General features: G+C 44.5%; 18 protein-coding genes and 1 rRNA gene. 17 read left to right on the plus strand and 2 right to left on the minus strand.

The features are described 5' to 3' along the window. From rrf to hisC, 10 genes are all read left to right on the plus strand, one after another. Positions 1-104, plus strand: a 5S ribosomal RNA gene (rrf, locus tag FTU50_RS10645); the annotation flags it as partial. Between the two features lie 169 nt (positions 105-273). Continuing rightward, the gene (locus FTU50_RS10650; protein ID WP_180062695.1) at positions 274-1,020 is read left to right on the plus strand and encodes an IS5 family transposase; all 747 of its coding nucleotides are present in this window, start codon (positions 274-276) and stop codon (positions 1,018-1,020) included. 150 nt (positions 1,021-1,170) lie between these two features. After that, the gene (locus tag FTU50_RS10655; protein WP_257222831.1) at positions 1,171-2,421 is read left to right on the plus strand and encodes an esterase-like activity of phytase family protein; all 1,251 of its coding nucleotides are present in this window, start codon (positions 1,171-1,173) and stop codon (positions 2,419-2,421) included. A 145-nt stretch (positions 2,422-2,566) separates the two neighbouring features. Next, a complete protein-coding gene (locus FTU50_RS10660) occupies positions 2,567-4,018 on the plus strand; it encodes an RNA polymerase factor sigma-54 (protein ID WP_016659503.1) in 1,452 nt (483 codons plus the stop codon). Positions 4,019-4,193: 175 nt separating this feature from the next. Further along, positions 4,194-4,526, plus strand: a complete 333-nt coding sequence (hpf, locus tag FTU50_RS10665) for a ribosome hibernation-promoting factor, HPF/YfiA family (protein WP_005179935.1) — start codon at positions 4,194-4,196, stop codon at positions 4,524-4,526. 134 nt (positions 4,527-4,660) lie between these two features. Beyond that, positions 4,661-4,912 carry a BolA family iron metabolism protein IbaG gene (gene ibaG / locus FTU50_RS10670; RefSeq protein ID WP_005179933.1) on the plus strand — a complete coding sequence of 84 codons (252 nt, stop codon included), beginning with the start codon at positions 4,661-4,663 and terminating at the stop codon, positions 4,910-4,912. 7 nt (positions 4,913-4,919) lie between these two features. Next, entirely contained in the window at positions 4,920-6,176 is a 1,257-nt protein-coding gene (murA, locus tag FTU50_RS10675) for a UDP-N-acetylglucosamine 1-carboxyvinyltransferase (protein WP_005179929.1), read from the plus strand. Next, positions 6,176-6,877, plus strand: coding sequence for an ATP phosphoribosyltransferase (gene hisG, locus FTU50_RS10680; RefSeq protein WP_005179926.1), 702 nt, complete (start codon positions 6,176-6,178; stop codon positions 6,875-6,877). The genes murA and hisG overlap by 1 nt, the downstream gene beginning before the upstream one ends. Positions 6,878-7,061: 184 nt before the next feature. Beyond that, a complete protein-coding gene (hisD, locus tag FTU50_RS10685) occupies positions 7,062-8,363 on the plus strand; it encodes a histidinol dehydrogenase (protein WP_168370025.1) in 1,302 nt (433 codons plus the stop codon). 99 nt (positions 8,364-8,462) lie between these two features. Beyond that, positions 8,463-9,551 carry a histidinol-phosphate transaminase gene (gene hisC / locus FTU50_RS10690; protein WP_005179917.1) on the plus strand — a complete coding sequence of 363 codons (1,089 nt, stop codon included), beginning with the start codon at positions 8,463-8,465 and terminating at the stop codon, positions 9,549-9,551. Positions 9,552-9,674: 123 nt separating this feature from the next. Here hisC and FTU50_RS10695 read toward each other — a convergent pair whose 3' ends face one another. After that, positions 9,675-11,012, minus strand: a complete 1,338-nt coding sequence (locus FTU50_RS10695; protein ID WP_180062697.1) for an anthranilate synthase component I family protein — start codon at positions 11,010-11,012, stop codon at positions 9,675-9,677. 249 nt (positions 11,013-11,261) lie between these two features. Between FTU50_RS10695 and FTU50_RS10700 the strand changes: the two genes are divergently transcribed. The 6 genes from FTU50_RS10700 to FTU50_RS10725 all read left to right on the plus strand — a co-directional run bounded on the left by FTU50_RS10700 (position 11,262) and on the right by FTU50_RS10725 (position 19,342). Beyond that, positions 11,262-12,230, plus strand: a complete 969-nt coding sequence (locus tag FTU50_RS10700; protein WP_180046933.1) for a DUF6160 family protein — start codon at positions 11,262-11,264, stop codon at positions 12,228-12,230. A 195-nt stretch (positions 12,231-12,425) separates the two neighbouring features. Continuing rightward, complete coding sequence (locus tag FTU50_RS10705) at positions 12,426-13,259, plus strand: C39 family peptidase (protein WP_180046935.1); 834 nt, start codon at positions 12,426-12,428, stop codon at positions 13,257-13,259. 48 nt (positions 13,260-13,307) lie between these two features. Next, positions 13,308-14,477 (plus strand): hypothetical protein, encoded by a 1,170-nt coding sequence (locus FTU50_RS10710; protein ID WP_180046936.1) that lies wholly within the window; start codon positions 13,308-13,310, stop codon positions 14,475-14,477. 12 nt (positions 14,478-14,489) lie between these two features. Then, a complete protein-coding gene (locus FTU50_RS10715) occupies positions 14,490-16,154 on the plus strand; it encodes an OmpP1/FadL family transporter (RefSeq protein ID WP_016659496.1) in 1,665 nt (554 codons plus the stop codon). Beyond that, positions 16,148-17,395, plus strand: coding sequence for a putative pilus assembly protein FilE (gene filE / locus FTU50_RS10720; RefSeq protein WP_180046938.1), 1,248 nt, complete (start codon positions 16,148-16,150; stop codon positions 17,393-17,395). Before FTU50_RS10715 ends, filE begins: the two co-directional genes overlap by 7 nt. An 18-nt stretch (positions 17,396-17,413) precedes the next feature. Next, positions 17,414-19,342 (plus strand): flagellar protein FilF, encoded by a 1,929-nt coding sequence (locus FTU50_RS10725; protein ID WP_180046940.1) that lies wholly within the window; start codon positions 17,414-17,416, stop codon positions 19,340-19,342. A gap of 70 nt (positions 19,343-19,412) precedes the next feature. Here FTU50_RS10725 and FTU50_RS10730 read toward each other — a convergent pair whose 3' ends face one another. After that, entirely contained in the window at positions 19,413-19,961 is a 549-nt protein-coding gene (locus FTU50_RS10730) for an NUDIX hydrolase (RefSeq protein WP_104470910.1), read from the minus strand. A gap of 122 nt (positions 19,962-20,083) precedes the next feature. Here FTU50_RS10730 and FTU50_RS10735 point away from each other — a divergent pair, with 122 nt between their 5' ends. Continuing rightward, positions 20,084-20,692, plus strand: coding sequence for a CoA pyrophosphatase (locus FTU50_RS10735; RefSeq protein ID WP_005179902.1), 609 nt, complete (start codon positions 20,084-20,086; stop codon positions 20,690-20,692). Positions 20,693-20,703 lie beyond the last annotated feature (11 nt).

Here is a 20,703-nt window from a genome sequence, read left to right on the forward strand (position 1 = left end):
TAGCAAGAGTGAACCACCTGATCCCTTCCCGAACTCAGAAGTGAAACCTCTTAGCGCTGATGGTAGTGTGGGGTTACCCATGTGAGAGTAAGTCATCGCCAGCTCATTAATTCAAAATCCCCCGAGCAAAAGCTTGGGGGATTTTTTTATGCTTTTAATAAAGCTAAAGAATTATAAGTCCCAGAAAAGTATCTAGGGTCTGTTGACATTTACTGTGCAAAAAAAATAGCGAGAAAGTAGAATTTAATCGCCAAACCAAATCTACTCCTCGCTATGCCTCGTACAATGTTGACTGATCAACACTGGTCTAAGTTAGAAAACATTTTCCGTAATTTTCGTATTTATCTCAAACAAAATCTTCGAAATTTTATTGAAGCTATTCTTTATAGAATCCGTACAGGCTGCCCGTGGCGGGATTTACCTGCTGCCTTCGGAAAGCCAAACTCCATATTCAAGAAATTTTCCCGGTGGTCGAAAGATAATAAGTTATTAAAAATATTTAAGTTAATTTCATCTGATGCTGATCTAGAGTGGGTATTTATTGATACTAGCCATGTGAGGGCTCATCAGCATGCTACAGGAATCAAGGATCAGGCTATCTCAAAAAGTATCGGTGGAAATAGTTCTAAAATTCATTTGGCAGTTGATTCTCATGGGAACCCTGTTCAGTTTTTGATAGAGGATGGTACGACCCATGATGTAAAAGTGGCACCGAAATTAGTTAACAATATAGACCTGCACGAGACAGAAATTCTCTGTGCCGATAAGGGTTATGACTCTGAATCCTTGAGAGAACAGATAGAAAAAACGGGAACTCAAGCTAATATTCCCAAGAAATCCAATACGCTTTCAAATAATGATCATGTGGATTGGTATTTTTATAAAATCAGGCATTTAGTTGAGAATGCCTTTGCTAGATTAAAGCAATTTAGAGGAATTGCCACACGTTATGACAAGCTAAAGCAAAGCTATGAAAATTCTGTTGCCTTAGCTTGTATCTTTATTTGGCTACCATTATGAAATGTCAACAGATCCTAAGCATCATGATCAAATAAATAGAAAGACAAGTATTCGGTCGCAAAAACCGGTCTTTAAATTGTCACTGAATCATCCCAACACTGTCATTTTTTCTTGTTTGAATGGTTTCCCCAATTGCTATTTTTAAACTTTATGAAAAAAAGATCTATTGGCCTTTTTATGGCCGTTGTGTTGGGCTTGAACGGATGTAATGATTCTGATGAAAAGACGCAGGTGACGCCTACACCCTTGATCAATGAGCCAACTTTGGTGGCTTTTGCAAAACTGGATGTGGCCACCTATGCAGAAGGGCCAGATTCCGGTGCATATGTGACCGGTGCAAACGGAATTTTGCCGCCATTTCCAGGGCAGCCTGTGCAAGGTTTTTCGGCTGCTTTAAAAAATAATGATGGGACTTATCTGGTGATGTCTGACAATGGTTTTGGCACGCAAGATAACTCGGCTGACTATCTGCTGCGTTTGCATGTGATTCAACCGACCTTTAGAGCAAAAACAGCAGCTAATGCTGAAGTAAAGCATTTAAGTTATGTGCAGCTGCGTGATCCGAATAAACTGATTCCCTTTTCTATCGTCCATCAAGACACGGTCGAACGTTTATTAACTGGTGCCGATTTTGATCCGGAATCGATGCAACGCGCACCGAATGGCGAGATCTGGATTGGAGATGAGTTTGGACCCTATTTACTGCATTTTTCTGCCGACGGTATATTGCTGAGTCCACCAATTCCATTACCGAATCCACTGAATCCGGCGCAAGAGCTGCGTTCACCTCAGAATCAGTTCAATAAAGAACAGCTGAATTTTGTTGAACCGCTGGTACAGCGTAGTGGTGGCTTTGAGGGTATGGCGATCTCTCAAGATGGAAAATATCTGTATCCGCTGTTGGAAAAGCCATTACTGAACGATAGTTCTAATCGTTTAATCGTGTCTGAATTTGATTTGGCAAAAAAAGTCTATACAGGCAAATATTATTATTTTCCATTGCATACTAGCGCCACCGCGATTGGTGATTTTCAACTGTATAGCCCGACTGAAGGAATTATTATTGAACGGGATGATAGTGAAAACGATCTGCTGGGCTATAAAAAGCTGATTAAAGTCACGCTCAGCACCGCTGGTCAGAATATGCAGAGAGAAGATCTGGTCAATTTGATGGATATTGCCAATCCGGATTTACTTTATGGCACTGCGCGAGCGGGCGATATTGCGACCGGTGAGCGTTTTGGTTTTCCGTTTCAGACCATTGAAGATATTGTCATTGAAGGCCCAGACCTGATTACTGTACTGAATGATAATAACTTCCCGGGTTCAAGCGGACGAAATGCCAATTTGGCCGATGATAATGAAATTATTCAGATCCGTTTGCCAAAAGCATTGTTCTAAATTTATCAGCAATTACAGAAGGTCACCTCGGGTGGCCTTTCTTTATGAAAATTTTTTTGTATATTTTTTAATAAAAGCATGCTATAAAAATTAAAACAGGCATAAAAATTGCTTATAAAACGCGGTATTAAAAAAGGTGGGTAGTATGAAGTTATCAGTGGGATTAAAAGTTGCCAACTCCCTGTCATTGACACCCCAGTTGCAACAGGCCATTCGTTTACTTCAATTATCAAGTTTAGAACTTGAGCAAGAAATTCAATTACAGCTCGATAGTAATCCATTATTAGAGAAAGTTGAAGAACAGGCCGATGTTGAGAGTCTGTCAGCGGCAGATACAGATCGTGATCAAAAAGATTTAACCAATGAATTAAATGCCGATCATCTGCCAGATGATTTACCGGTCGATACCGACTGGGATGATGTCTATACCCATCAGCCGACCAGTTTGGGTACGCCAGAATATGAAGAGCGTGAAGATAACCGTCAGGGTGTACTGGGTTTAAAAGAGCATATGCTGGAGCAGATTAACCTGCTGCATTTTTCTAAAATTGACCAGCTGATTGCTTACTGCATTATTGATTCTCTGGATGATAAGGGTTTTCTGGAAAGCGATATCAGCGAGATTACTGCTTCAGTCCAGCATCTGCTCGATTCGATGGAGTATGAAGACAGCATCGAAGACGATGAAGTGCTGGTGGTATTGAAACATATTCAACGGCTGGAGCCGGTGGGGGTTGGTTCGCGTCATCTGGCGGAATGTCTGTTGATTCAGCTGGAAAGTCTGCCGACAAATACCCCATGTCGTCAGGATGCTATGCAGTTGATGACCCATTATGAGTTATTAATCAGCAATGAAATTCCAAAACTACTCAAGCAGACTGGTTTAAATACCGATCAGCTGAGATGTGCGGTCGAGTTGCTGAAAACTTTGAAACCGCATCCGGGTATGGAGTTTGAAGATAAAGAGTCGGATTATCAGATTCCAGATGTGGTGGTGATGAAAAAAAATGACAGCTGGCAGGTACAGCTGAATCCGGATGTCATGCCAAAGCTCCGGGTTAACTCGTTTTATGCCAATATGATTCGTCGTGCCGATCAGAGTGATGACAATCAGTATTTACGCAATCAGATGCTGGAAGCCAAAAACTTTATCAAGAGTATTGATGAGCGGCATAAAACCTTACTGAAAGTGGCAACCTGTATTGTTGAGCATCAGCGTACTTTTCTGGAAATTGGCGCAGAAGGCATGAAACCTTTGGTGCTACGCGATATTGCCGAAGAGGTCGAGCTGCATGAATCTACGGTATCCCGCGTGACCACCAATAAATATATGCTGACCCCGCGTGGCCTGTTTGAGTTGAAATATTTCTTTTCAAGTCATGTTGGCACTACATCGGGCGGTGAAGCATCGTCAACTGCGATTCGTGCCAAGATCAAAAAACTGATTGCTGAAGAGAACCTGCGTAAGCCTTTGTCTGATAACGCAATTGCCAATATTTTAAAAGAAGAGGGAATTGATGTGGCGCGACGTACGGTTGCAAAATATCGCGAATCTTTACATATTCCATCTTCTTCTGAAAGAAAAGTCTTGATCTAGTTTTGAAAATCTGCCTATTCTAGAGATTCATTATGACAACATAATGAATCTTTTTTTCTATGAGGATGAGTCAAAATGATTGCATGAAGGTATCACTGAGCAGCAGTTCTGGTCCTGTACGTGAATCATTTTGATGATGACTCGTCTAATCCTAACGAAGGTGAGGGATAGAATTATGCAAATAACAATTCGTGGCCATCATTTATCAATTACACCTGCAATTGAAGAAAATATAAAAGCAAAGTTCGCGCAAATGACCAAACATCTGGATCAGGTCAATAGTATGCAGGTGAAGCTCAGTAAAGATCATCAGATCGATAAGCATTCTAAAAAAGGCAGTGCCAACCATATCGCAGAAGCGATTATCCGTTTACCTGGAACGGAGCTGTTTGCCCAGGCCTGTGCTGATGATATGTATACATCGATTAAGAAAATGTCAGAAAAATTAAAACGCCAATTAGACAAGCATCGCAAAATGCAGCTGGTTTATCAGCCTGTCGCGATTTAGCTGAAACAATCGGCAAAAAGAGGTTTTTAAAAAACCTCTTTTTTTATATATAATGTATGTGACTAATGAATTATTTTTTTCATTTATAGTAAAATGACCGGTTTTACACCGTTGGTCCTATAAGAGGTCTTGTGATGAATAATGAACAGCTCGCTGAAATTTTAAAAGCTGCTTTTCCAGAGGCAGATGTAGTCGTTAGTGGGCAGGGTGGTAAATTTGATCTTCGTATTGTCGATGATCAGTTTGAAGGCAAACGTCTTGTTGCACGCCAACAGGCAGTGTATGCGCCGATTAATGCCTTGATCGCCAGCGGTGAAGTTCATGCGGTAACAATTAAAGCAATGACCAAAGAAGAATGGCGTAAAGCAAGCTTATTCGGAGCTTAATAAATTAATGGATAAATTTTTAATTCAGGGCGGTATTAAGCTCGAAGGTGAAGTGCGCATTTCTGGTGCAAAGAATGCAGCATTGCCATTACTGGCTGCCATGATTCTGGCCGACTCACCTATTACCCTGACCAATGTGCCTAATCTGAAAGATGTAAACACACTGGTTAAACTCATTGCGGGCCTCGGTATCACCATGTCTTATGAAGGCGATACTGTGGTGGCCGATACCTCAACCCTGAACAACCAGTTTGCACCGTATGAGCTCGTTAAAACCATGCGTGCGTCTATTTTGGTGCTTGGACCGCTATTGGCGCGCTATGGCAGTGCACAAGTATCACTCCCGGGCGGCTGTGCGATTGGTTCGCGTCCGGTCGATCAGCATTTAAAAGCTTTAGAAGCTTTAGGTGCAGAAATCCAGGTCGAAAATGGCTATGTACATGCCAAAGTCGATGGCCGCTTAAAAGGCGGCGAAGTGGTTTTTGATATGGTAACCGTAGGCGGCACTGAAAATATCTTGATGGCTGCCGTGCTGGCGGATGGTGTCACCACCATCCGGAATGCTGCGCGTGAACCGGAAATCACCGATCTGGCACAAATGCTGATTAAGATGGGTGCCAAAATCGAAGGCCTGGATACCGATACTTTGGTGGTAACTGGTGTAGAAAGTCTGCACGGCTGTGAATATGCGGTAGTGGCGGACCGGATTGAAACCGGTTCCTATCTGGCGGCGGCAGCCATTACTGGTGGCAAGATTAAAACCACGCATACCGATCCGGCCCTGCTGGAATCGGTGCTAGACAAATTTGAAGAGATGGGCGCAGAAGTCACCCGTGGGGATGACTGGATTGAACTGGATATGATGGGTAAACGTCCGAAAGCGGTCAGCTTCCGTACTTTGCCACATCCAGATTTCCCGACCGATATGCAGGCCCAGTTGATGGCGGTGAATGCCGTTGGTCGTGGTTTTGCCACCATCTCTGAAACGATTTTTGAAAACCGTTTTATGCATGTTCCTGAATTGGCACGTATGGGCGCCAATATTCAGGTTGAAGGCAATGATGCTGTGGTAACCGGTGTAGAAAAATTATCTGCAGCACCTGTCATGGCTACAGATTTACGTGCTTCGTTCTCTTTAGTGTTAGCAGCTCTGGCGGCTGAAGGGGAAACACTGATTGACCGTATTTATCATATTGATCGCGGTTATGAAAATGTCGAAGCGAAGTTACAAGGTTTAGGTGCCCAAATTAAGCGAGTAAGTTAATGAGCGATATGAGAAACGATGATCCAAACTTTGACGTAATGGGCAATTTTGATCATGGTTTAACTTTAGCATTAAGTAAGGGACGTATTTTAAAAGAGACACTGCCGCTGCTGGAAACAGCGGGCATTAACTTGCTGGAAGATCCTGAAAAATCCCGTAAGTTAATTTTTCCAACCACCCATAAACAGGTGCGTATTCTGATTTTACGTGCTTCTGATGTGCCGACCTATGTGGAAAATGGCGCAGCAGATTTAGGTGTGGCAGGTAAAGATGTCTTGATGGAACATGGCGCACAAAATGTCTATGAACCATTAGATTTAAAAATTGCCAACTGTAAACTGATGACAGCGGGTAAAGTCGGTATGGTTCGTCCAAAAGGCCGCTTAAAAATTGCGACCAAATATGTGAACCTGACCCGTCAATACTATGCCAGCCTGGGTGAACAGGTTGATGTGATCAAGCTTTACGGTTCGATGGAACTGGCACCGCTGGTCGGCCTGGGTGATTACATTGTCGATGTGGTCGATACCGGAAATACGTTACGTGCCAATGGTTTAGAACCACTGGAAGAAATCTGTAAAGTATCTTCCCGTTTAATCGTCAACAAAGCCAGTTTTAAACGTAAACAGGCGTTGTTAAATCCGATTATTGCCCAGCTAGAACAGGCTGTGGCTGATCGTGAACAGGCCAAACAGGCGTAAGTTGTTCAAATAAAAGACCGCTCTTGAGAGCGGTTTTTTATGGCGGTCTATGAGAACAGTCCTGTTAATACTTTTCTTCAATTTGAGCAAAAGTAATTTTCCATAAAAGTCCGTGGCCCAATGCGCGATTGATACCCACAAAAGCCTTGAAAACAGGTAAACTAATCTTTTCCATATCAACCTTGTGGGTAAATTGATGCGACGTTTATCGACTCAAGATCAGAACTTCAAGCAGGTGTTTGCTGACTTGTTGGCTTTTGAAACAGTGAGTGATCCAGAACTGTTAAAAACCGTAGACCAAATCATTGCTGATGTCCGTCAGCATGGTGATGCTCATGTTCTTAAATTAACTCAGCAGTTCGATCGACATCCCGCGCATCAATTTTCAGATCTAGAACTGACCCAGGAACAGCTTAAAGCTGCCTTTGACGCATTAAACACTGAAGTGCGTGAGGCACTGGAGCTGGCTGCAGCACGTATCCGTGAATTCCACCAGGCGCAAAAGCAGGATGGCTGGACCTATGTTGATGCCTTGGGCAATACCTTGGGTCAGAAAGTCACGCCACTGGACCGCGTGGGCATTTACGTGCCGGGTGGTCTGGCGTCTTATCCATCTTCAGTACTCATGAATGCTGTTCCTGCGCATGTCGCGGGTGTGCCTGAAATTATCATGGTGGTTCCGGCGCCGAATGGTGAGTTGAATCCACTGGTTCTGGCGGCGGCCTATTTAGCGGGCGTGACACGTCTGTTTACCATTGGTGGTGCACAAGCGGTCGCGGCGCTGGCCTATGGTACAGAAACCATTCCATCGGTCGACAAAATTACCGGTCCAGGTAACCGTTTTGTCGCAGCAGCAAAACGTGCGGTATTTGGTCAAGTCGGTATTGATATGATCGCCGGACCTTCGGAAATTTTAGTTTATGCCGAAGGCGAGAATAATGCAGAGTGGTTGGCGATGGATTTATTGTCACAAGCCGAGCACGACACCGTCGCGCAAGCAGTATTCATTACACCAGATGAAGAATTATTGAATGCTGTTGATGGCTGGATTGAAAAGCACCTAGAAGCATTGCCAAAAGCAGAGATCGCTCGTACCTCGATTGAAAACCGTGGTGCATTGGTATTGGTGAAGGATCGTCAGGAAGCGATTGAGTTAATTAATCAGGTGGCACCTGAACACCTGGAATTATGCATGGATGATCCGCAAGTGATGGCAGAAGATATTCGTCATGCCGGGGCAATCTTTATGGGACGTTATACCCCTGAAGCGATTGGGGATTACTGTGCTGGTCCAAACCACGTGCTGCCAACCTCAGGTACTGCGCGTTTCTCCTCACCGCTGGGTGTGTATGATTTCCAGAAACGTTCTAGCCTGATCATGTGTTCGCAAGAAGGGGTGAAAACTCTGGCCAAAACTGCGGATGTATTGGCGCAGCAAGAGAACCTGGATGCACATGCGAGATCAGCACGTTATCGTTATCAGTAATTAAAGAAATAGAAAACCTCTCCCTAGCCCTCACTTGCGCTTCATTTTAAAGCTGTGCTTTAAAACTTGCTCAGGAGAGGGAACTTTGAGAATTTAAAAATGAATATCACCACCGAACAAATGCGCTTCTGGAGTCCGGCAGTACGTGAATTAGAACCGTACGTACCGGGCGAACAACCGAAAATCCAGAATTTACTCAAATTGAATACCAATGAAAACCCGTATCCGCCATCGCCAAAAGTGGTGGAAGCGGTGCAGAAGGTACTGGCAAACTCGGCGGATGCGTTACGTTTGTATCCAGACCCGGATGCTTCCGAGTTAAAACAGGCCATTGCCAAACAGCAGCAGGTACCGGTTGAGCAGGTTTTTGTCGGCAATGGTTCTGATGAAGTGCTGGCACATATCTTTAAAGCCTTCTTTGTTCAGGATCTGCCGCTGTTGTATCCGGATATTACCTATAGTTTCTACCCGGTCTATAGCCAGTTTTTTGGGGTTAATACCCAGGTCATCCCTCTAAATGACAATTTTGAAATTGTGGTGGATGATTATAAGCAGCCAAATGGCGGCATTATTATTACCAATCCGAATGCACCAACCAGTATTGATATGGGCCTGGCTGCCATTGAGGAAGTGCTTCAAGCCAATCCAAACTCAGTTGTGGTGATTGATGAGGCCTATGTAGACTTTGGTGCCGAATCTGCGGTCAGCCTGGTGGAAAAATACGAGAATTTAGTGGTATGTCAAACCACATCTAAATCGCGTTCTTTGGCTGGTTTACGGGTCGGTTTTGCGATTGCCCAGCCACATTTAATTGCTGCGCTGGAAGCGGTGAAAAACAGCTTTAACTCTTATCCAATGGATCGTTTCGCGATTGCAGCAGCTGTCGCATCGTTTGAAGATCAGGAATACTTTGAAGCGCAGAACCAGAAAGTGATTGCGAGTCGCGAAACACTGGTAGCTCAGCTGGCTGAGCTGGGTTTTAAGGTATTGCCATCGAGTGCCAACTTTATTTTTGCTTCACTGCCAAGTAAAGACGCGGGTGAATTGGCAGCTGAATTGCGTGAACGTGGCATCATTGTGCGTTATTTTAACAAGCCACGGATTAACCAATTCCTTCGGATCACCATCGGTACCGATGAACAAAACCAGCGTTTAGTGGATACTTTGAAAAACGAGATTTTGGCTTAAGTGAATCCACCCTAACCCTCCTTTGATAAAGGAGGGAACTCTTCCCTCTAGAAAAGGTGAGAAACAATGGTTCTCAAGGGGAGGGATTCATAAAAAAGCGACTCAATTGAGTCGCTTTTTTATTTATTCAGGTGTGTACCAGGTATTGAGTAAATCCAGCATCGCCGAAACCTTATCAAAACATTCCTGATATTCTGCATCACAATCAGAGGCAATGGTAATACCACCACCGGCCCATAACGAAACTTCGTGTTGATATTTTTGAATCGAGCGAATCAGAATATTCCAGGAACCGGTACCATCAAAATTAAAATAACCCATTGATCCGCAATAGGCCCCGCGTGGTGTGCCTTCCAGCTCTTCAATAATCTGCATGGCGCGAATTTTAGGGGCGCCAGTAATCGAGCCGCCCGGAAGTGCAGACAGCAATACATCTAGTGGATTGATCTCTGCTTTTAACGTCGCGGTGATTTCACTCACCATATGATGTACTTGTTTAAATGATTCAATATTGAATAACTTCGGCGTTTTTACTGAACCGGTTTCGGCATAGACACTCAGATCATTACGCAGTAAATCGACGATCATCACATTTTCAGCTTGATCTTTTTCAGAATTTTTTAAGGTCTGTTTAGATTGTTCATCTAATCGTGGATCTGTATAGCGTGGCATGGTGCCTTTAATCGGTTTGGTGAGGAGTTGCCGATGAGGCAGAAAATCAATAAATAATTCAGGTGAACAGCTAAGTAATTCAAAGTCATTTATTTTTAAATAACCAGCATAAGGAGCATGGGTTAGCGCCCAAAAATCTGCAGCGGTATTTAATAATAATCCTTCCGCAGAACCTTTAAATTCCTGGGTTAAATTAATCTGATAACAATCACCTGCAACAATATAATCCTGGACTTGATTAAAGGCCTGTTGATATTCAGTTTTATTCCAGCGTGCGGTACAGGCCTGAGTTAATTTAAATGAATTCTCCTGTTTTTGAGCCAACAAATTTTGAATATAAGTCAATAAAAATTCGGCTTGCTGCTCATCGCTGGTGAAATACCAGTGCCCATTTTCCAGAGTTAGAAAACTGTGAAATTGTCCTAGAAATAAACACGGTTGAGCTTTGCTTTGAGTATGAATGTGCTGTTGGGCGGCATAATCGTAGCTGATAAAACCGATCAGCCCACCTTTAAAATAACTGTCGCCAATACAACCAGTTGCCTGCAAAAAGTCATCTAAAGAAGGCGCTGCTGTTTCTTCAAGATAATGATTAAAACTGTGTTGCTTAAAATACTGCCATTTATTTTGTTGAATAAGGTAGTAATGTTTTGCCGATAAGCCAATAATCGGTTGGCCATTATTTTCTAAATAAACAAGATGTGAGAGTGAACCCAGCGCCTTTAAAATTTCTGCTGGGGTATAGGAGGATTCACAAAGTACTTGTTTGTAGAAAGATGAGGTGGCCATAAATTTGGAGAAAATCAACAATAAATATCTATTTTACCTGATTCTGCGCCAAGAAAATGCTTATGACCGTTTATCGGCAAGCTGAAAAATATGATCAATAGCAGTTGAACAAAAATTGACAGGGGGATAACTTTGTTAGTGCTATCCAGCCGCTCAAGGAAATACGTAGCAGGTTGCTAAAAACAAATAATCAACCCGCTGCACAAGAGTGGTAACAATCAAAAAAATAATACTCTTGGGAGAGTAAATATGAAAACATTTACTAAACTAGCTTTAGTATCTTCAATGGCATTAAGTGCAAATGCATTTGCAATGCAGGCAATGGATGATTCAGCACTTAGCGCAACCACAGGTCAAGATGGTTTATCGATTGGTATCGGTATTTCAAAAATTGAAATTGAAAAGCTCTTTATCCATGATAATGATGGTTTAAATGGTACCATTGATAATGCTGGTGCGATTGTTATTCAAGGGAATGGCATTGCTGGTGATGCGAATGAAAACTTTGGTATCGTCGTTGGTGCTAACTATGATGATGGAGGTGTTTATCTACTTGACTCTCGTAACTTGGCAGATTTAAAAATTGACTCTGATGCCGGTGCAGGTGGTGGTAACACAGCCTTTATTAACATCGCAGCTGATGTGTCTGGTCTGGATATTAAAATTGGTGAGATTGGTGTAACTGCTTCGGGTGTGCAAGGCAGCGCAAGCTCAACCTCAGCACTTCGCCGTGGTGGTGACGACAATAACTACAATGCGATTATTTCAGGTTTATCGCTTAAGACAGGCCCAATGACAGCCAATATCCAGTTAGGTGCTGCGCCACAAGGGGCGATGATTAAACTGAATACTACGATGAAGGGTGGTCTTGAAATTAATAATTTGGGTATTCTGGATAACTCAACGGCAAGTGCTGAGCGTGCAGCAGGTGAGATCTTTATTGAAAGTATTAAAATTGCCGATGCAGATAAGAATGACTTAACCATTACACAAGATGTGCGTGTTATGGGTGCAAGTGTCAGCAACCCGGATGACAAAGGTTATATCCAGATGATTAGCCATGGTGGTGCTAAAGATCACTATGTACAAGGTGTTCATTTAGGTAGCCGAGATGCTGCATCTATCGGTGATGTTGAAATTCAAGGTATGCAAACCTATTTCAGCCCAGCGGCTGGTCAATATCTTCCGGGGGCGGTTATCACTATTCGTGGTCACTAAGTCTTCTATTGAAAAAGCGCGTGTTTTCACGCGCTTTTTTTTACACAAAAACTGTAAAAGTTGGCAAAAATATAAAAAAATACTGTTTTTTTTCTAAAAAAAAGGTATCTTGCTAAATACATGGAAGTAGAGTTCTTACTCTAAAAATAAAAAATGAACTGGCAGAGCTGCCTGGAACTTGAAAAGTAAAAAATTATGTTAGAGATCGCATTAGGCTCGGCATTGATGTATTACGCTGCCACACAAGCCTTCGACTTAAAGGAACAACATCCGGAAACCGTACGCTATACGGAGACACTGGATTCCCGCAATTCTTCTTTTACCCGTATGCATCGTGAGCCTGTACGTATTCAACCTGCTTTACAAGATCAATTCCGGGGCATTGTACGTCAGGCTTATGACTATAGCTGTGGATCGGCCGCTTTAACCACGCTGTTAAATGGTTATGTCGGAACCCGATTGACAGAGCAGCAGACCATGAGTGGTTTGCTACGTTATGGGGAATATGAGCGCATTATTGAACGGCGTAGTTTCTCTTTGCTGGATATGAAACGTTTTGTTGCTGCATTGGGCATGGAAAGTGGCGGCTATCGTGGGGAATTTTCAGATCTGGTCAAGCAGGGCCAGCCCGCAATTGTGCCGATTTCCTATGCCGGTTTTAAGCATTTTGTGGTGTATAAGGCCTATAAGGATGGCCGGGTCTATGTGGCCGACCCGGCACTGGGGAATATCAGTTTTGATGAGCAGCGTTTTAAAGAGGTGTGGGAAAACAATACCTTGTTCCTGATTAATGTGGCGCCTGAATATCGTAAAGACTTCTTGGCTTTACAGGATAGTGATATGCGCCATGTTGAAGATGCCACTGTTAACCATCATGCCTTTGTCAATATTCAATATCCACAATTCTATATGGACAAAATTGCCGATAAAGCCTCGACCATTCGTTTAGAACGAAACATAAATCCTGAGTCAGAGAATTTCGGCGAACATCAGTACAACTTTTTAAGACTCTATTATAAAAGTAAGTAAATATTTACTTTAAAAACGAAAAAAAATTAAAAATTGGAAGGGAAGAAGATGAAATCTAAATGGATGAATAAAACCGTATTGGCCATCAGTATCCAAATGGTCTGGGGCGCAGCTGCTTATGCTGCAGAAGAGCCACAATTAGGACAATATGAAGCAGTAGAAGAGCAGCAGCTTGCGTCAGAAGCCACAGCTCCAGCAGAAAACTCAAGCCCTGAAGAAGTTAGCACTGAAGCAGTTGCTGAGGCCAATATTGAAACAGCAACAGCGACTGCACCGAGTGCTGAGCAGGCTGCATCAACTGCGTTACAGCGGCAGGAAGGGGATGCTACCAAAGAAGCCAATCTGGAAGAAGTCTTTACCTCCAATGAACGCCAATATTCCTTAATCAAAAAAGGCAATATCTCATCTTATTACGATATTGATTATACCTATTATCGTGATACGCAGATTGATATGGAAATGGCGCAAGGCCAAATCTATCAGTTACGTGTTCAGGAAAATGCATCGCATGCATTGACCAATACTTTCACCGTTCAATATGGATTATTGGATAACCTGACCTTAACCGCCTCTTTACCTTTGGTGGCCAAGACCGATCAATTAAAAGATGCGAATACCGCGGGTCTGGGAGATATTTCTTTAGGCGCACGCTGGGAACCTTTCCCTTTAAAAGCCGGCCGTTTGCCACTAATTTTATTCGGAAATCTTTCGACCAAAACCGGTGATAGCCCGTATGAAATTAATAGCACTACCGAACTTGCGACCGGTAAGGGCTATTATTCTGCAGGGATTGGAGCCAGTACGCGTAAATATATCGACCCAGTGGTGTTATTCGCTTCGGTCTCCGCCAATTATGGTTTTAAAGAGTCGGGCTTAAACCAAGTTCGTGGCCCACGTATTATTGAGGAATTTGAGCCGGGCATTAGTGGTGGTTTCGCCTTTGGTTTTGCCTATTCCTTTAACTACGATGTTTCAATGACCATGTCGTATCAGCAGAGTTTTAATACTGGTGCTGAATTTATGTATGATGGAGGAGAGTCTTATTCTCCGGCCGATCAGACCAGTTCTACCCTGGCCATTTCTTTAGGGGTGCGCGTTTCTCCTGAAACGATTGTCAATGGTACTGTTGGTATTGGTTTGACAGAAGATGCACCGGATGTGTCTTTAGGTCTGTCTTTCCCACTCGATATTCTGGGCTTTGGTAAGAAACTTCGCTAAGAGGCTGGTCGTATGAAAATAATTCGACTTCGCCCGTTAGTGTCTGCGCTGATCTTATCGGGCTGTTCGAGTGCTGCTTTTGCACAATTGGGACAAAACCTGTCTGTCGATATCCGTTCCTTGACCATGGGCAACGCGGTCACGGCAGATCCACCGGGCATTAGTGCCATTCATTTTAACCCGGCAGCCTTAACTAAAATTGAAGGCTTGCAAACCGATGTACAAGGGGTGCTGGCGCACTTTGATGTACAGCGTGAGTTTTCTGCGCCAGCCGACTATAACGTATTTGGTTATTCCGATGATCCACTGGTCTGTCATGATGGACCGGAAATTCTGGCTGACTTTTGTACCGACTTTAAAGGTGAAGTATCGGGTGATGTGGAATATGCATCGCTGTATGTGCCGGTACTGAAAAAGTTTGTTGATCTGGGTGAAGGCATGCCACTGGCCGCACCAACAGCAGGGATTGCCTACAATCCGCCGGGGTCTAAAACCACCTTTGCTACTGCGATGTATGCGCCGTTAATTGCCGGTTTTGGTGCTGAAGATGGCAACCCAGGTAACTTCATGGGGCAGCAGGTGGCACTGGAACGGATTACCTATCTATCACCGTCAATTGCCTATCAGGTCAATGATGAGCTATCGGTCGGGGCATCGGTGGGGATGTCCTACCAGGCCATTGCCATGAATACCGACTTGCGTTTCCCGAATGACCTGATCGGGATGCTGCGGATGATTGATGAAGTCGTCTGTACCCCGTTTAAAGAAAACTCCGATATTATTACCGATATTCTGTTGCTGGGGATTTGTAACGCACAGGAAGGCATGAATCCGTTTGGTCGTTTTGGACAAATGGATCTGGCCGTCGAGCAAAGTCTGAGCCCAAGCTATAACCTCGGGGTGTTATGGGAGCCACGTGAAGATTTCAGCTTTGGTATGGTCTATCAAAGCTCCGCCAAAATGCGGCTCAAAGGTAAATATCATATTGATAATGCCAAGGCGCCGAGTGAGCTGATTAAAGGCTTGATGTCTTCCCCAACCGGGCAAATTTTGGCGGCAATTTTAGGCTTCCCGAACTATATTCCGGCCAGTGAGTCAGGGCTGGTGGCGATGGATTTTGAATATCCAGCGCATTTCCAGGCCGGGATTAAATACAAGGTAATGCCAGATTTACAGGTGAACTTTGATGTCGGCTGGACCGATTATGCTGCTTGGGACAAGTTCAAGTTTGAATTTGACCGCCAGATTTCTGCCCTGAAAATTGCCAAATTATTGTCTGAACATGTCTCTGACAGCTCGCTGGCCTTGCCGATGGGCTTCCAGTCACCATGGAGTTGGGGCATCGGGATTGAATATTCTGCTACCGACCGTTTAAAGCTGCGTGCCGGTTATGAACCACGAACCAGTGCGATTCCAGATGACAAGCGTAATACCATGGTACCCATTAATAATGCACGTCTGTTTGGTTTAGGTGTGGGCTATCGTTTTGATGCCGATACTGACCTGGATTTATCGATCGGCTTTCTGCAAAGCCGGGACAAAATTCCAGCCAATACCAGTAGCCTAGCCAACAAAGAAGGGGTGAATAACTTATTACTCAACCCGTATGCGGGACTGAATGTCAAAACCGCTAGCAACATTACAATTTTAGGTCTGAGCTATAGAACACGATGGTAAAAGTGACAAAGCGTTTATCTGGCTTGATTTGCCTGTCTTCACTCTTGGCGCTGTCTTTGGGCTCGGCCAGTGTAAGTTATGCCAATGAGTTTTATACCATTATTGGCCCGGATGGCCGGCCGATGGTGGTACAGCGTAAGGCCGAAACCCGGCCGGCCGCGAAAAAAGAAGCTGTGCCGGTAAACAAAACGCAGGCACAAAGTAGAGCATCGTCTGCTTTGAATCCGGCGCAGCCGCAAGCGCAAATTCCCGTTTCTGAACCTGTCAGAGCTCCTGCTGTTGCAGTCGTACCCACAGTTAGTACTGTACCGACTCAACCAGTCACTACGGTAAAACTCACAGAAAGTATCCCACAAAAAACACCAGATACAGCAGTTGTGGAACAGCCTGTCGTCACACCAGTTGTATCGGCAACCACAAAACCGGTATCAGCTTCATCATCTCCAACGATTACATCTGTCATCCCGCAAACTGAATCTCAGAAAGTATTGAAGACTGTGCAAGCTGATCAACCAGACCGTACTTCATCTTCCGGTTTTACCGAAATGGAAGGGGAGCAGTACGTCAATAATGAATACCTGGAACACAGTGAATTTAACCTGGAGGGGAAAAAGCGTTTTTATATGATGCCGGAAGGCGTAGTTGACAGTAAATTGGGCGGTGGTGCGACCCGGGTGCAGGTGGTAGAACGTGAAAAAGGAGTCGGACAATCGGTGCTGGATCGCCTGTTCAAGAAACGCCAGCCAGAAAGTGTCAAGCCAATGGTGCTGTCATCGACTTATTATCGTATTGCACAGGCCGATGCCATCAGCAGTTTAGGCCAGTCCTGTTTTAACAATAAAAAAATTAAACATGCCAAGACCCTGGCCGTACAGAAAGACGTCAATCTCTGGCCACGTGCACCATTAACAGATGAATTTGATTATGAGGTGGTGAAGCTGGAGGGAGATTTACGCCATCTTCAGGTGAATTCATACGCTTCTAAAACCCGGCAACCTACATTTTACTGGCCTTTTGCCGTTTTTCTGGATGCGCAAGGCTGTGTGATTGAAGGTGCAGGCGGCTACAAGAGCCAGGATACTCAATCCACCTTATTGCAACATGAGCAGGTGGAAGGGGTGATTCAATTGCCGGCTCAAACCCGTTATCTTCTTTTAACCCCGCTGGCATCGGCAATCGATATGGAAAACCGCCAGTTAAGTAATCAGGGCCAATTGAAAATTATTGCCTTAGATCAATAAAAAACATGAGACATCAGGATGAAGAAATCAAATATTTTAGCCTTGGGCAGTACCGCCTTGATGATGGCATTCAGTGGCTGTGGTGGTGAAAGTGCCAATGTCATTCCAGAGCCGAATATTGTGTCGGAAATTAATGGCAGTTGTGTTAGCGGGCAAAACTGTGTGGAGTTTGCCCTGGATTATCCGGTGGATGGCCTGAATTTCACCTGTAGCAGTGATCCAAGCAAAACCTATATTACCCTGATTGCGCCAACCACCAATGCCGCCACAGGTAAATGTAGTGCCGGTGATAAAGTCCATTTCTTTATTCAGGAAAAAACAGAAAAATCAATTAATCTGGGGACAGTAAGCCTAGCTGATATTGGTCTGGCCAATTCGGTCAGTGCCAGCTTGCCGCGTTTAACCCTGCTGGATATTGCCCGTGGCTTAACCGGACAGGCCGCAACCGAACTGACCCCATCGGATTCAACTGTTCAAGTGGCACAGGCAATTACACGTATTTTACAGGCTTTATCAATTGAAAGTTCCAAGAACCAGGAGCGGCCAACCATTGCCGGTGATGTGCAGCCACTTTATATTTCTGCGCTAAAAAAAGAACAGCTGGATGATATTTTGGGTTCGGTGACGCTGGAGGATTACCGTTCCGGTGCCTATGTCAGCAAGTTAAGTCCTTGGGTTGACTTGAGCACCGTCAGTGATGCGCAGGCCTTTGACGCGCTGAAAACCCTGGTTTATATGACCAACTCTGCCTCTTATCAGGCCAATTATCCGGTACTGGCTGTGGAGGGTTCGACCTTACCACAAGGTTTATATGGCTGTAATCAGGATGATTGCAAACAGAACTCGAATACCTTAAGACACCTGATTGGCCAGTTCCAGTTGATGACCGATCGCTCGGGTTATACTTTTGGTTATGGTATGCAGTGGCGCGGAACCATGTCGACCAGCAATGAAAACCCGTTATTGACCATTACGGCCGATTTCTTAAAACGTGTCCGCCCGGAACTGATGACCGCAGCGGCGCAAAATAACTGGATTAATCCACTGAATGAAACGATCCAGGGGCCTTATCGTTTTAGCATCAACAGTAACCGGACTGAAGATTTTACCGTGACCCAAGGGAAACTGTATAACGATTATATGATTGCCGGCACCGAAGGTATTTATAAAACCCTGACCAAGTTCCCGACAGGAAAACCGGAAGAATATGGCCGCTGGACCCAGACCATTGGTACGGATCAGTTCAAGGGCTCACTGGATATCTATAAATATTTCCAGGTGAACTTCCTGGATAACCGGATCTTTACTTCGGCGAAAAATGTGGCCTTGGGTGAGCGTTATATTTTCCCGTTATATGCCACCCTGAATTTCAATTTTGCCAATAATGCCGCGCCAGCAATGAAACTCGGGATTGTGCTGGATGAGCAGGGCAATATCCGTACCGATATTAGCCCAAATCCGACCGCAACCGATCTGTCGGGAAGCTGTGCAGTCGCTACAGATAGCAGTACGCCAGAGATTGTGGATAGTAATAATGTCACGCAATATCGTATTGGTGTGCTGGGAGCAACTGATCTGAGCAATCAGGCGATTACCCTGCGGATGATTCTGGCGAATCCGGTTTTTAATCAGCTGAATGGTGCGGTAATTGGCCTGAATACCCGGGTTGACAATACCCAGGGCGAGCAGGCCATGGTGGTGGGTGGTGCGCGACTGAATATGGGCAATCTGGTCAATCATACCTCGACCCGGATTAGCCTGAGTGACTTCTCCGGCAACAACACGGTGTCATGGAGTAACCTGTATACCTTGCAGCTCAAGACTTTTACCAATCAGGATAGCAACAATGCTACGGATGCCGATAAAGAACTGGCTAAACTCACCGGTGGAACCGTGAGCATCGAAGTGGCGGACTGTTATAACCCGGAACAGGTGCGTATCCAGTAACAGCAATATATTCATTAAAATACAAAAGCCCATCTACGGATGGGCTTTTTCTTGGCGGGGATATTTATTGTTAACCAGTATGATCCAAACGCGTACCCAAGGTTTCCAGATGAGTCGGGAAATGCTGGTTTTTGCGATCTTCAAAATAATGTCTTAAGGTGTGTTCCACGCTTGGGAAGGCCAGTTCTGCCCATGGAATTTCATCTTCGCTAAACAGGCGCGATTCAATGGTTTCTTCACCCGCCCCAAATTGACCTTCAATCAGCTGCGCTTTAAACAGCACATAAATCTGGCCAATCCGTGGAATGTTGTACATACAGTACAGCTGCTCAATTTCGATTTCCGCTTCTGCTTCTTCACGGGTTTCACGTGCCGCGCCTTGTTCCATGGTTTCAAACAGTTCCATATAACCGGCAGGTAGGGTCCAGAGTCCATAACGCGGTTCAATGGCACGGCGGCATAATAACACCTGATCTTCCCACAGCACCAAAGCACCGCAAATCACTTTCGGATTCACATAATGAATACTACCACAATGGCTGCAAACACGGCGTAACTGATGATCGCCTAAAGGAATTTTTTCCGTTGTTTTATGTCCACACGTTCCGCAAAAGTTCATATTCAGCATCAACGATAAAGTTGCTGATCAGCATAACTGAAAAAATGAACTTTGGCATCATTTCTATCCTTTTGCCCAGAATTTCAGCTATGATGAAAGTCAGGCAATCAGGATAATAAAAGATGGTAGAGCATTCATTGACACAGGAATTGCAACAGCGCTTACGCTTCTCGCGAAGTATGCGTGAGGCGCATGCGGCCGTGTTGATTGCCATTACCGATGAAGCTCAGCCGAAAGTCCTGCTGACCCGCCGCTCGGCCTATTTAAACAGCCATGCCGGTGAGGTGTCTTTCCCGGGCGGCAAGCGCGATCCGCAGGATACCAGTAATATTGTGGTGGCACTGCGCGAAGCACAGGAAGAAACCGCGCTGAATCCTTTTGATGTGGAACTGATTGGCGATTTGCCAATGCAAAAATCGCGTAATGGCATGCTGGTCAAACCCATTGTCGGCCTGATTCCACCGGAGGTGCAGCTGTCAGCGCAACCGACCGAAATTGACCGTATTTTTTTCGCCTCTTTAAAAAATCTGATGGAAGCGCCGCCGGTGCCATATGAGGTGCGCTATGCCCATCAGTCCTTATATTTTCCCAGCATGCGCGTTGAAAATGAGATTGTCTGGGGATTAACTGCACGGATGCTGGTGGCTTTATTTCAGTATGGGCTGGATTATCAAAAAGAATGGCCATTTTTACTGAATTCACCGACGTTTCGATTTAAATCATCTAAATAGGGAATTTTAAT

Source organism: Acinetobacter sp. YH12112 (genome assembly GCF_013418945.1).
Classification (GTDB): domain Bacteria; phylum Pseudomonadota; class Gammaproteobacteria; order Pseudomonadales; family Moraxellaceae; genus Acinetobacter; species Acinetobacter indicus.